This window comes from Streptomyces sp. NPDC001536, assembly GCF_042894505.1.
In the GTDB taxonomy this organism is placed as follows: Bacteria; Actinomycetota; Actinomycetes; order Streptomycetales; family Streptomycetaceae; genus Streptomyces.
The window spans coordinates 290,367-302,947 of sequence record NZ_JBIAVQ010000009.1; the positions used below are offsets into that span (position 1 = coordinate 290,367).

Consider the following 12,581-nt stretch of genomic DNA (forward strand, 5'->3'; position numbering starts at 1 on the left):
TATGAGGTTTTGGTCAAACGCGCGTCAAGTCGATTCAAAACCCGAGACGTTCCCGGCGCACCGAATAGACGACGAAGCCGGCGCCCAGTCCGAGGAAGGCCGTGCCGCCGACGACGTACGGCGTGGTGTCGAAGCTTCCGGTGTCGGCGAGCTGAGCGCCGTCCTGCGTGTCCTGGGTCTGGGCGGACTCGGCGGTCGTGGCCCTGGCCTGCTGCGTGACCTGCGCTCTCGCCGGTTCGTCCTGGGACGCGTTGGCGGAGGGGACGAACCACAGGGCGCCCAGGAGGGTGCCCGCGGCGGTGGCGGTCAGCAACGGACGGCGAGCGGATGACACGGAATATCGATCCCCTTGTGGCGCTGGCGAATTGGCCGTGTGAGGCGATGTTATTGAATCCTCCCCTCCCTGCAAAGTGAGGGGATCCCTGGCTCAGGCGGCCACGCGGGGTAGTGACCCGCGTGGTCTTACGCCCTCGGCACCAGCCGGGTCGAGACCAGCCCGGTGGAGCATGACGCGTGCGGAGTTCTTGTCCCGTGGGCTCTCGGCTCCGCAGGCGGTGCAGGTGTAGGTGCGCATCCCCAGCGGCAGTGCGTGCTTGGCTCTCGCCCCGCAGTGTCCGCAGTCCATCGTGGTGTGCGCGGGATGTACCAGGTGCACATTGCGTCCGTGCTTGCGACCCATCGCAATCAGGGACTGTTTGGTGGCGCCGATGGCGGCGTCGGCGGCCTTGCGGGCCATGGTGGTCTTCGCCAGGAACTTTGGCTTGAAGTCCTCAACCGCAATGTGATCGTGGTCGCGGACAACGGCTTTGGCCCACTTGCGGCCGGTGTCCTGGCGCTGGTGCGCGATCTTCCGGAGCGCCTTGGCGCGCAGTCGCTTCGCGTCCCGATAGCCCTTGGAGGCCGCTTGCCCCTTCTTCGGCTTGCGGCGGGCCATCATCCGGTCGTACCGGGTCAGCTTCTTCTCTGCCTTCCTGCCGTGCTCGGCGTGCGGAAGGTCATGGCTGTCGGATGTGGTGGTGGCGGTCTCCGTCACGCCCCAGTCGATGCCGATCACCGCGCCGGTCTCCGGCAATGGCTCGACGGCGGCGGGAATGACGAAACTGGCGTACCAGTGGCCGATGGTGTCCTGGTAGACGCGGACGCTGGACGGGTCGGCAGGCAGTTCCCGCGACCACACAACGGTCAGCGTGATCCCGCCCGCCAGGTGCAGAGTGCCGCCCTTGAGCTGGAAGCCGCGCCGCGTGTAGTTGAGGGTGGGCAGTGCCTTGCGCTTCTCCTTCCAGCAGGGCATCCCGGCCCGGCGCGCCATGGGCAGCCGGTCCTTGATGTCCTTTTGCGCCTTGGCCCGGGACCTGCCGAAGTCCCGGATGATCTGCTGCTGCGGCACCGAACTGCCCGCACGCAGCCACGGAGTCGCGTTACGTGCCTCGGTCAGCATCTTGTCGAGCTGTGCCGGGCCGCACGTCCGGTTGTCCTCGATGGCCTTGTTGAGCAAGTGCACGGCCTTGGATTTGGCCACGCACTCGTTCCACACCCACCGGCACCGGTCCCACTCCGCCGCCAGCGCGGTGCGGGCAGTGGACGACACGCGCAGCCGGAACGTGTACCGGGCATGCCCGACTACGTCGGTCCTCGCCGCTGCCGCCACGCCCTCACCCCTCCCGCACATGTTCGCCGCTGTTGCAAGATGTGATGCCGCCCAGGCGTTGAACGCTGGACTCTCCTCGCAGGAGACCAGGTGAAATCGCGGGTCACGGGAAAGTCGCGGGGGCGAAGGGCCGTACTCTCCGGGGCATGAGCACTTCAGAGACATCACGTTTTGTCCGCCTTCGTGTGGAGCTCGTCGTCGAGATCGACGACGAGGAGTCCGTGACGAGGTCCGCGCTGGAGCGGATCGCCGACGATTCCGAGCTGCCGGCCGACGAGCAGGCCCACGCCGAGAGCGCTGTGACGGAAGACACCGCGGAGGCCCTCGCCTATCTCGTCGATCCGTTCGACCTGGTCAGCGAGGTCCCCGGGGTCGAACTCGTGCAGGCCTCCTGGTCGAGCGAGCGGATCGACTACGACCCGGATTCGCCGGAGTGGGACCTCGACGACGATGATGTGGCCGAGGAAGACGACGAAGAAGCGGCCGTGGCGGCCGGCTGAGCGGTCTTGGGGAAATCGTGACCCCGGACGGCAACCGCCGCCCGGGGTTTCGTCGTCTCAGGGGGCGCACGGACCGAGATCTGCACCACCCGTCACGGCGGACGTGGTGTGCCCCACACCTTCGAGGAATGTGGAACGGGACGAACCGGCCGTAGCGTTGAAGATTGATTAACGGGGACTCTCGGGGTTTTGGGGATTCGGCAACGATGGAGAAGCGTGTGATGACGGTCAGTAAGCGGCGCAGGGGCCTGACGGTCGCGTCCGCACTGCTCGGCGGTGTGCTCGTGCTGTCTGCCTGTTCCAGTGGCGGCGACGACGATGCCTCTGGCAGCAGCAGCGACACCTCGCAGGCGAAGGCCGACGAGGCGGCGGCCAAGAAGACGTCCGAGGCCGACATCAAGATCACGCCCAAGGACGGCTCGGACAACGCCTCCATCAACAACTCCGCCGCCGTCACCGTGAGCAAGGGCACGCTCACGGACGTCTCCATGACGACCGCCGACGGCACCGAGGTCGCGGGCGCCCTGTCCGCCGACAAGACCAGCTGGAAGCCGAGCGCCCAGCTGGAGCGCTCGACCACCTACAAGCTCGCCGCGGAGGCCAAGGACGCCGAGGGCCGCGTGGCCCACGAGAACGCCTCGTTCACCACGGTCTCCCCGACCAACAGCTTCATAGGCAACTTCACGCCGGAGGACGGTTCCACCGTCGGCGTGGGCATGCCGGTGTCGATCAACTTCGACAAGGCGATCACCAACAAGGCGGCCGTCCAGAAGGGCATCACCGTCTCCTCGTCCAGCGGCCAGGAGGTCGTCGGGCACTGGTTCAACGCCAACCGCATCGACTTCCGCCCCGACGACTACTGGACCGAGAACTCCACCGTCACGCTGAAGCTCGCGCTCGACGGCGTCGAGGGCGCGGACGGTGTCTACGGCGTCCAGCAGAAGACGGTCACCTTCAAGATCGGCCGCAACCAGATCACGTACGTCGACGCGAAGACCAAGCAGATGAAGGTCACGCAGGACGGCAAGACGGTCAAGACGATCCCGATCTCGGCCGGCTCCCCGGAGAACAAGACGTACGAAGGCATCATGGTGATGTCGGAGAAGTTCAAGGAGACGCGCATGAACGGCGCGACCGTGGGCTTCACCGACGACGACGGCAAGGGCGAGTACGACATCAAGGACGTGCCGCACGCCATCCGTCTCACCAACTCCGGCACCTTCGTGCACGGCAACTACTGGGCCGCCAAGTCCATCTTCGGCAGCGTGAACACCAGCCACGGCTGTGTCGGCCTCTCGGACACCAAGGGCGCCGACGACAAGGGCACCGCGGGCTACTGGTTCTACAACAGCTCGATCATCGGTGACGTCGTGATCGTCCAGAACACCGGCGACAAGACGGTCGCCCCGGACAACGGCCTCAACGGCTGGAACCTCAGCTGGGCCGACTGGAAGGCCGGCTCGGCCGTCTGACCCAGCGTCCGCTCACAGTTTCCCGATGCCGCCCCCAGGGGCGGCATCGGTGTTTCCGGGGCCCACCACAGCCTTCTCATCCTTCTCTTATTTGAGCCTTATCCAGTCATCACGCGCCGTACCTACTTTTCGGCGCATGTTCTTCACCTACCTGAGGCGCGAACTGCGCCGCCGCAGAAAGGCGGCCCTCGTCGTCGCCTCCGGGCTCGCGCTCGGTATCGCGCTGGTCATCGTGGTCAACTCCGTGTCCTCCGGCATGGGGAAGGCCCAGGACAAGGTCCTGGAGTCGCTCTACGGCCTCGGCACCGACATGACGGTCACCAAGGCCGCCCCGGCACAGTCGGGCGACAATGCCCAACAGCGCCCGCGCTTCGAGTTCGACGCGCAGGACAGCGACTCCGACGAGGAGCAGAGCAGCGACATCGTCATGCCCCAGGGCTTCCAGACGCTGGCCGCCTCCACCGTCACCGAGGTCGGCTCGCAGAACGGCGTCTCGGACGCGGTCGGCGGTCTGAGCCTCCAGGTCATCAAGGTCGACGGCCAGTTCACCCGCGGTCAGTTCCAGCAGAACGACAACGGCGGTCAGCAGCAGGGCGGTCCCGGTGGGAACGGCGGCGGCACCGGCCAGCCGCAGGGCGAAGTACGGGGCGGCGGCGCCGACTTCGACGTCAACAACTACTCCGTCTACGGCACCGACGTCACCCGGTCCGGCGCCGGCCCGCTGACCTCCTCCAAGATCACCAGCGGTCGTACCTTCAAATCGACGGAGACCAACGCCGAGGTCGCCGTCGTCGACTCGGCGTACGCCAAGGAGAAGGAGCTCAAGGTCGGCTCCACGGTCACCGTCAAGAAGGTGAAGTTCAAGGTGATCGGCATCGCGACCGCGGACAGCGGTGACGCGGCGGCCAACCTGTACATCCCGCTCAAGCAGGCGCAGACGATCAGCGACCAGAAGAACAAGGTCACCACGATCTACGTCAAGGCGACCGACTCCCAGCAGATCGACGCCGTCAAGTCGACCATCCAGAAGAACATCTCGGGTACGACCGTGACGACCTCCGCCGACCTCGCCGACACCGTCTCCGGCTCCCTGTCCACCGCCTCCGACCTCGCCACCAGCGTCGGCAAGTGGCTGTCCATCGCCGTCCTCGTCGCCGCGTTCCTGGTCGCCGGTCTGCTGACCTCCTCGGCGGTCTCCCGCCGGGTCCGCGAGTTCGGCACGCTCAAGGCGCTGGGCTGGCGCTCGGGCCGGGTGACCCGGCAGGTCGTCGGCGAGGCGATGGTCAACGGGCTGCTCGGCGGCGCGCTGGGTATCGCGCTGGGCCTGGCGGGCGCGTATGTCGTGACCGCCATCAGCCCCACTCTGCAGGCCCAGTTGGGCGGCGGCGGTGGCGGCACGGGCGGCGGCCCCGGCGGTGGCGGCGGCTTCGGCGGCGGTCCCGGCCGGCAGACCGCGTCCCGGACGCTGGAGGTCGCCCTGACGGCCCCGGTGAGCGTGACGACGGTGGCCATCGCGGTGGGGCTGGCTGTGGCGGGCGGCCTGATCGCGGGTGCCTTCGGTGGTTGGCGTGCGTCGAGGCTGCGCCCGGCGGACGCGCTGAGGCGAGTCGAGTAGCGCGGGGTTCTGCTGGGTCTGGCGGGACTTGACCCACCCAGGGGCGCGGGGAACTGCGCGACCAGCCACGACGCACCCGCAGCCGACAACCGACACGCACCACCCCGAACCCCACCCAGGAGCCACCCGAAATGTACGAACTCAAAAGCGTCACCAAGCGCTACACCCGCGGCAAGGACACCGTGGACGCCCTCGCCGGCATCGACCTCACCATCGCCGACGGCGACCGCCTCGTCATCCAGGGCCCCACCGGCGGCGGCAAATCCACCCTCCTGCAAATGCTCGGCGGCCTCGACCGCCCCACCGGGGGCGAGGTCGTCCTCGACGGCACCGACCTGGCCAAGCTCTCCGAGGCGAAACTCACCAGGGTCCGCAGCGAGAACATCGGCTTCGTCTTCCAGTCCTTCAACCTGATCCCCACGCTCACCGCACAGGAGAACGTGGAGACCGCCCTCGTCCCCCTCGGCACCAAGGTGAAGGAACGCCGCGAACGGGCCGCCGAGGCACTGAAGTCCGTAGGCCTCGGAGAACGCCTCGGACACCTGCCCAGCGAGATGTCCGGAGGACAGCAGCAGCGCGTCGCGATCGCCCGCGCCCTCGTCAAGAACCCCAAGGTGCTGCTCGCCGACGAACCCACCGGCAACCTCGACGAGTCGATGCGCGACGAGATCATGGACGTACTCGAACGCATGTGGAAGGAGCTGGGGCTCACTTTCATCATGGTCACGCACGATTCGTCCATCGCGAAGAAGGCCCCGAGGATCGCGACCATCCGCAAGGGCAAGATCACGGTGAAGGAGAACGCGGGCGCTTGATTATGAGCAACGCGTAACAGTGCCCCCCTGTGGGGTTCCTGTCTATTGAGGTGCCTGATCACCCCCCGGCATACTGCGTATTCCGGGGGGTGCACGCGCATGCGTACGGGACCACCCCCGGCCGGGTGAACGGGGAATTCGCCCGGTCCTTCAGCAAGGGGGAAACTTGCGCAGACAAGTGAAAAGAGTTTGTGCTGCCACCGTGGCAACGGGAGCAGCGGTCGCCCTCGCGGCGGGCATGACCAGCCCCGCGGCGGCGAAGCCGGAGCAGCGGGCGGCAGCCTCACCGGCAGCCTCCTCCTCACTCAAGGCACACCATCGCATCACCCTGATCACGGGTGACCGGGTCGCCGTCGACGCCAAGGGACAGGTCGTCAGCGTCGAGCGGGCCAAGGGGCGGGAGCGCATACCGTTCCAGGTCCGCAAGGCGGACGGGCACACCCTGGTGATACCCGCCGACGCGGCCCGGCTGGTCGCCGCCGGCAAGCTGGACCAGCGGCTCTTCGACATCACCGAGCTCAACAAGTCCACGACCCGCAAGTCGCAGGCCAAGGGCCTGAAGGTGATCGTCGGCTACAAGGGCGCCGCGACCGCGGCGAAGGACGACGTCCGGGACGCGGGCACCCTCCGCGTGGCCCTGAAGTCGCTGAACGCGGACGCGGTGCAGACCCCGACCGCCGACGCGCCCGAGCTGTGGGACGCGGTCACCAACGGCGACAAGACGGCCTCCGGCATCGCGCACGTCTGGCTCGACGGCGTCCGCAAGGCCAGCCTCGACAAGTCCGTGCCGCAGATCGGCGCCCCGAAGGCGTGGGCCGCCGGTTACGACGGCAAGGGCGTCAAGATCGCCGTCCTGGACACCGGTGTCGACGCCACTCACCCGGACCTCAAGGACCAGGTGATCGACGCCAAGAACTTCACCCCGGCCGCCGACGCCACCGACCACTTCGGCCACGGCACGCACGTCGCGTCCATCGCGGCGGGCACCGGCGCCAAGTCGGGCGGCAAGTACAAGGGTGTGGCGCCCGGCGCCAAGATCCTCAACGGCAAGGTCCTCGACGACACCGGCTCGGGCGACGACTCCGGAATCCTCGCCGGCATGGAGTGGGCGGTCGCGCAGGGCGCCGACGTCGTCAACCTCAGCCTCGGCGGCATGGACACCCCGGAGATCGACCCGCTGGAGGCGGCGGTCAACAAGTTCTCCGCCGAGAAGGGCACGCTCTTCGCCATCGCGGCGGGCAACTCCGGTCCGCAGACGGTCGGCTCGCCGGGCAGCGCGGACGCCGCGCTCACCGTCGGCGCCGTCGACGACAAGGATGTCCTGGCCCCCTGGTCCTCGACCGGCCCGCGGGTCGGCGACGGGGCCATCAAGCCGGACGTGACCGCGCCGGGCGTGGACATCACGGCCGCCTCGGCCAAGGGCAGCGTCATCGAGCAGGAGGTCGGCGAGAAGCCGGCCGGCTACCTGACCATCTCCGGTACGTCGATGGCGACCCCGCATGTCGCGGGTGCCGCGGCGATCCTGAAGCAGGAGCACCCGGACTGGACGTACGCCGAACTCAAGGGTGCGCTGACCGCCTCCACCAAGGGCGGCAAGTACAACCCGTTCGAGCAGGGTTCGGGCCGGATCCAGGTCGACAAGGCCATCAAGCAGACCGTGATCGCCGACCCGGTGTCGGTGAGCTTCGGTACGCAGCTGTGGCCGCACACCGACGACAAGCCGGTCGCCAAGAAGCTGACGTACCGCAACCTCGGTGACAAGGACGTCACGCTGACGCTGTCGTCGAAGGCCACCAATCCCAAGGGCGCGGCGGCCCCGGCGGGCTTCTTCAAGCTCGCCAAGACGAAGGTGACGGTCCCGGCGGGCGGCACGGCCGCCGTCGACTTCACCGTCAACACCAAGCTGGGCGGCACCCTCGACGGCGCGTACTCCGCGTACGTGACCGCGACGGGCGGCGGCCAGACGGTCCGTACGGCCGCCGCGGTGGAGCGTGAGGTGGAGTCGTACGACCTCACCGTCAAGCACATCGGCAAGGACGGCCAGCCGACCAAGGACTACAACACCGTCCTGCTCGGCTACACCGGTCTGGCCGCGGACCGCGGCTACCAGGTGACGATCGACGAGTCCGGCACCACCAAGATGCGCCTGCCCAAGGGCACGTACCTGCTGGACGCCTGGATCGCCAAGGACTGGGTGAACCTGGAGGGCGGCCTGGACTGGGTGGTCCAGCCGAAGCTGAGCGTCACCAAGAACACCGCGGTGACGATCGACGCCCGTACCACCAAGTCGGCCGACATCACGGTGCCGGACGCCGGGGCCAAGCAGCTCTTCGGCATGATCAGCTACCTGTACGAGCCGGCGGGCATCGGCATCGGTGTGGGGCTCTCGTCCTTCGCCGACCTGCGGATGGCGCACCTCGGCGGGCAGGTCGCGACGGGTCTGAGCCAGACCTGGAGCGGTCAGTGGACCAAGGGTGACGACGCCGAGTACGACGTGGCCACCACCGCCCAGGTGAAGAAGATCCAGGGCGACAAGGTCCGCCACTTCAAGGCGTCCGAGCTCGCCACGGTGAAGAACAACCTCGGCGCGGCCGCGGCCGGCAAGACCGGTGGGCTCACCGCCTGGGGCTTCTTCCCCACGGACATCGTCATCGGCTCCCCCGTGGAGCAGACGCTGCCGGGCACCCGCACGGTGTACTTCTCGACGTCCGACAAGATCCAGTGGACGCTGGACTTCGAGCAGTACAACGGCAAGGACGCGGACGGCTTCCCGATCACGGAGGCCTACTACACGCTGGGCGACCCGCAGACCTTCAAGGCGGGCCAGAAGTACACGAAGACCTTCAACACCGCGGTCTTCGGTCCGCACCTGAACAAGGACTACGGCGTGTTCCGTGAGGGCAACAACCTCTACGGCTACCTGCCGCTGTTCGCGGACGGTGCCACCCACGCGGGCTCGTCCGTCTTCTCCTCGGTGAAGACGGAGCTGTACCGCAACGGCACCAAGGTCGGCTCCAACAAGGACCCGTTCTTCGGCGAGGAGGCCTTCAAGGTTCCCGCCGCCGACGCCGAGTACAAGCTGACGACGTCCGTGAAGCGGAGCGTCAAGGTGGCGGCGGCTTCGACGCGGATCGACGCGAGCTTCACGTTCCGCTCGAAGAAGTCCTCCGCGGACCTGGTCTCGCTGCCGGTCTCCACGGCTCGCTTCAACGCCAAGACGGGGCTCGACAGCCGCGTCAAGGCCGGCGAGACGGTGAAGATCCCGGTCGTCGTCGAGGGCGCGGCCAAGGGTGCCAACCTGAAGTCGCTGTCGGTGTACGTGTCCTACGACTACGGCAAGACCTGGAAGAAGGTCACCGTCTCGGGCGGCAAGATCACCGTGAAGAACCCGGAGAAGGGCAAGGGCATCTCCTTCCACGCCAAGATCGCCGACAAGAAGGGCAACAAGTCGACGATCTCGATCTACAACGCGTACTACGGCAAGTAGTCCGCCGCAGTAGGCCATGAGCGAAAGCCCCACCGGAGGAGCAGCCTCCGGTGGGGCTTCCGTGTTTGTGTGGGGCCATGACCGCCCACACCGTGGAATACGTCCGGTACCACATCCCGGAAGACAGTTCGGCGGAGTTCCTGGCCGCCTACACCCGCGCCGCGGCCCAGCTGGCGGCGGCGCCGCAGTGCGTGGACTACGAACTGGCGCGCTGCGAGGAGGACTTCACCCACTTCGTCCTGCGCATCACCTGGACCTCGACGGAGGACCACCTGGAGGGCTTCCGCAAGTCGGAGCTCTTCCCCGACTTCCTCGCCGAGATCCGGCCGTACATCGCCGACATCGAGGAGATGCGGCACTACAAACCGACGACGGTACGCGGCGCGGGCTCGGCCGTGCCCACGCTGTACGAGTGGGCGGGCGGCGAGGAGGCCTTCGCCCGGCTGACATCGGTCTTCTACGGCAAGGTCCTCAAGGACGACCTGCTGGCCCCGGTGTTCGACGGCCTGGCCCCCGAGCACGCCGAGCATGTGTCCCTCTGGCTCGTGGAGGTCTTCGGCGGCCCGCCCGGGTACTCCGACTCCCAGGGCGGCCACGGCCACATGGTCGCCAAGCACCTGGGCCGGGGCATCACCGAGCCCCAGCGCCGCCGCTGGGTCAACCTCATCCAGGACGCCGCCGACGAGGCCGGCCTGCCGACCGACGCGGAGTTCCGCTCGGCCTTCCTCGCCTACGTCGAGTGGGGCACCCGGCTCGCGGTGTACTTCTCCGGCCCGGACGCCAAGCCCCCGGCGGAGCAGCCGGTGCCGAAGTGGGGGTGGGGGGTGGCGCCGCCCTACCAGGGGTGACGCAGGGTCCGCGCATGCACGGGCGGCACTCCGAGGCACCCGGTCAGCTCTGCGGCGCCGTCGAGTCCTTGCCCGCCCGGGTCGCGTCCGTGCCCCAGCTGGCCAGCAGGCGCAGGGCCTCCGCCGAGGGCGAGCCGGGTTCGGCGTGGTAGGTGATCAGCATCTGTTCGCTGTCGTCGGAGAGACGGAAGGACTCGAAGGAGAGGGAGAGGTCGCCCACCAGCGGGTGGCGGAAGTGCTTGACGCCGTAGCCCTTCTCCTTGACGTCATGAGTGGCCCACAGACGTCTGAACTCCTCGCTCTTGACCGAGAGTTCACCCACCAGGGCGGACAGGCGCGGGTCGTCGGGGTGGCAGCCGGCGTCCATGCGCAGATAGCTGACGACATCGGTCGCCTTCGACTCCCACTCCACGAACAGATCGCGGTACTCGGGCCGCAGGAACACCATCCGGGCCCAGTTGCGGTCCTGCGGCGGCAGCTCGGACCAGTCGCCGAAGACCGCCGCGGCCATCCGGTTCCAGGCGAGGATGTCGGAGCGCCGGCCCGAGATGTAGGCGGGGACCCCGTCGATCGAGTCGAGCAGCTGCAGCAGCGTTCCGCGCACCTGCTGGGTCCGCCCGGCCTGCTTCTTCTTGTGCTGCTTCGGCTTCGCGAGGTGGGTGAGGTGGGCGTGCTCGGCGTCGGTCAGCCGCAGGGCCCGGGAGATCGCGTCCAGGACCTCCCCCGACACGTTCCGTCCGTTGCCCTGCTCCAGACGCGTGTAGTACGCCACCGACACCCCGGCCAGCTGCGCCAGCTCCTCGCGCCGCAGCCCCGGCACCCGCCGGTGCCGTCCGAAGTCCGGCAGACCGACGTCCTCCGGCTTCAGCCGGGCCCGCCGGGTGCGCAGGAACTCGCTCAGCTCGGCACGCCGGTCCAGCGCGCCGGATGGCTCCTGTACGGGTTCGGGGCGTTCGTCCATGCCTCAAGTATTCACGGTCGTACGCTCACCATCCTGACCCCGCCAGTAGTAGGAACGGTGGACGTAGGCAGAGCGGGGATCTGGGTGGACATCCTCCGCTGGGGCAGGCTGGTCGCGTACCCGGTCAGAAGGCGGCCGGGTGCGACACCACGCTAGGAGAACCCCGGCATGACCACCGTTGCTGCGTACGCCGCCCCCGCCGCGAAGGCTCCGCTGGAGCGGACCACCATCGAACGGCGCGCGGTCCGCGAGTTCGACGTCCTGATCGACATCAAGTTCGCCGGCATCTGCCACTCCGACATCCACCAGGCCCGTGAGGGCTGGGGCGAGGCCATCTTCCCGATGGTCCCCGGCCATGAGATCGCCGGCGTCGTGTCCGAGGTGGGACCCGGCGTCACCAAGTTCGCCGTCGGCGACCGGGTGGGCGTCGGCTGTCTCGTCGACTCCTGCCGGGAGTGCGAGAGCTGCAAGGCCGGTGAGGAGCAGTACTGCACCGGCGGCAACGTCGGCACCTACAACGCGGTCGGCAAGGACGGCGAGCCCACCTACGGCGGCTACTCCGAGAAGGTCGTCGTCGACGAGAACTTCGTCGTCCGCATCCCCGAGGGCATCGCCCTCGACGAGGCCGCGCCGCTGCTGTGCGCCGGCATCACCCTGTACTCCCCGCTCAAGCACTGGAACGCCGGTCCCGGCAAGAAGGTCGCGATCGTCGGCCTGGGCGGCCTCGGCCACATGGGCGTCAAGATCGCCCACGCGCTCGGCGCCGAGGTCACGGTCCTCTCCCAGTCGCTGCGCAAGCAGGAGGACGGCCTCAAGCTGGGCGCCGACCACTACTACGCCACCAGCGACCCGAAGACCTTCGAGGAGCTGGCCGGCACCTTCGACCTGATCGTCTCCACGGTCTCGGCCCCGCTCGACTTCAGCGCGTACCTCTCCCTGCTCAAGCGGGACGGCGCCCTGGTGAACGTCGGCGCCCCCGAGGAGCCGATCTCCCTCAACCTCTTCTCCGTGATCGGCGGCCGCAAGACCCTCGCCGGCTCCATGATCGGCGGCATCGCCGAGACCCAGGAGATGCTGGACTTCTGCGCCGAGCACGGCTTCGGCGCCGAGATCGAGCTGATCCGCGCCGACGAGATCAACGAGGCGTACGAGCGGGTGCTGGCGAGCGACGTCAGGTACCGCTTCGTGATCGACACGGCGACCATCTGACGCCACCCCCCTGACCGAGGGCCCCG

General features: G+C 68.2%; 10 protein-coding genes. 7 read left to right on the forward strand and 3 right to left on the reverse strand.

The annotated features are described in order from the left end of the window. Positions 1-34: 34 nt before the first annotated feature. Entirely contained in the window at positions 35-334 is a 300-nt protein-coding gene (locus ACFY0U_RS25325) for an LPXTG cell wall anchor domain-containing protein (RefSeq protein WP_388639400.1), read from the reverse strand. A gap of 93 nt (positions 335-427) precedes the next feature. After that, the gene (locus tag ACFY0U_RS25330; protein ID WP_388639402.1) at positions 428-1,669 is read right to left on the reverse strand and encodes an RNA-guided endonuclease InsQ/TnpB family protein; all 1,242 of its coding nucleotides are present in this window, start codon (positions 1,667-1,669) and stop codon (positions 428-430) included. Positions 1,670-1,794: 125 nt separating this feature from the next. Here ACFY0U_RS25330 and ACFY0U_RS25335 point away from each other — a divergent pair, with 125 nt between their 5' ends. The 6 genes from ACFY0U_RS25335 (at position 1,795) to ACFY0U_RS25360 (ending at position 10,385) form a co-directional block, all read left to right on the forward strand. Continuing rightward, entirely contained in the window at positions 1,795-2,148 is a 354-nt protein-coding gene (locus tag ACFY0U_RS25335) for a hypothetical protein (RefSeq protein WP_388639404.1), read from the forward strand. Between the two features lie 206 nt (positions 2,149-2,354). Next, the gene (locus ACFY0U_RS25340) at positions 2,355-3,620 is read left to right on the forward strand and encodes an Ig-like domain-containing protein (RefSeq protein ID WP_388639406.1); all 1,266 of its coding nucleotides are present in this window, start codon (positions 2,355-2,357) and stop codon (positions 3,618-3,620) included. Between the two features lie 136 nt (positions 3,621-3,756). Continuing rightward, positions 3,757-5,235: an ABC transporter permease gene (locus ACFY0U_RS25345; protein WP_388639407.1), complete on the forward strand. Its 1,479-nt coding sequence runs from the start codon at positions 3,757-3,759 to the stop codon at positions 5,233-5,235. A gap of 131 nt (positions 5,236-5,366) precedes the next feature. Continuing rightward, positions 5,367-6,050: an ABC transporter ATP-binding protein gene (locus tag ACFY0U_RS25350; RefSeq protein ID WP_388639408.1), complete on the forward strand. Its 684-nt coding sequence runs from the start codon at positions 5,367-5,369 to the stop codon at positions 6,048-6,050. Positions 6,051-6,288: 238 nt separating this feature from the next. Next, complete coding sequence (locus ACFY0U_RS25355) at positions 6,289-9,537, forward strand: S8 family serine peptidase (RefSeq protein WP_388639634.1); 3,249 nt, start codon at positions 6,289-6,291, stop codon at positions 9,535-9,537. Between the two features lie 77 nt (positions 9,538-9,614). Further along, on the forward strand, positions 9,615-10,385 hold the full coding sequence (locus ACFY0U_RS25360) for a group II truncated hemoglobin (RefSeq protein ID WP_388639409.1): 771 nt from the start codon (positions 9,615-9,617) through the stop codon (positions 10,383-10,385). Between the two features lie 43 nt (positions 10,386-10,428). On the opposite strand, the gene ACFY0U_RS25365 is transcribed toward ACFY0U_RS25360, so the two are convergent. Next, the gene (locus tag ACFY0U_RS25365) at positions 10,429-11,346 is read right to left on the reverse strand and encodes a helix-turn-helix domain-containing protein (protein ID WP_388639410.1); all 918 of its coding nucleotides are present in this window, start codon (positions 11,344-11,346) and stop codon (positions 10,429-10,431) included. 168 nt (positions 11,347-11,514) lie between these two features. On the opposite strand from ACFY0U_RS25365, the gene ACFY0U_RS25370 reads away from it, so the two are divergent. Next, a complete protein-coding gene (locus ACFY0U_RS25370) occupies positions 11,515-12,555 on the forward strand; it encodes an NAD(P)-dependent alcohol dehydrogenase (protein ID WP_388639412.1) in 1,041 nt (346 codons plus the stop codon). The last annotated feature ends 26 nt before the right edge of the window (positions 12,556-12,581 follow it).

Bases quoted from the DNA above. Each gene is read 5' to 3' on its own strand.
- ACFY0U_RS25350 (WP_388639408.1), top strand. From the start codon at position 5,367: ATGTACGAACTCAAAAGCGTCACCAAGCGCTACACCCGCGGCAAGGAC.
- ACFY0U_RS25330 (WP_388639402.1), bottom strand. From the start codon at position 1,669: ATGTGCGGGAGGGGTGAGGGCGTGGCGGCAGCGGCGAGGACCGACGTA.
- ACFY0U_RS25360 (WP_388639409.1), top strand. From the start codon at position 9,615: ATGACCGCCCACACCGTGGAATACGTCCGGTACCACATCCCGGAAGAC.
- ACFY0U_RS25365 (WP_388639410.1), bottom strand. From the start codon at position 11,346: ATGGACGAACGCCCCGAACCCGTACAGGAGCCATCCGGCGCGCTGGAC.
- ACFY0U_RS25345 (WP_388639407.1), top strand. From the start codon at position 3,757: ATGTTCTTCACCTACCTGAGGCGCGAACTGCGCCGCCGCAGAAAGGCG.
- ACFY0U_RS25370 (WP_388639412.1), top strand. From the start codon at position 11,515: ATGACCACCGTTGCTGCGTACGCCGCCCCCGCCGCGAAGGCTCCGCTG.
- ACFY0U_RS25335 (WP_388639404.1), top strand. From the start codon at position 1,795: ATGAGCACTTCAGAGACATCACGTTTTGTCCGCCTTCGTGTGGAGCTC.
- ACFY0U_RS25340 (WP_388639406.1), top strand. From the start codon at position 2,355: ATGGAGAAGCGTGTGATGACGGTCAGTAAGCGGCGCAGGGGCCTGACG.
- ACFY0U_RS25355 (WP_388639634.1), top strand. From the start codon at position 6,289: ATGACCAGCCCCGCGGCGGCGAAGCCGGAGCAGCGGGCGGCAGCCTCA.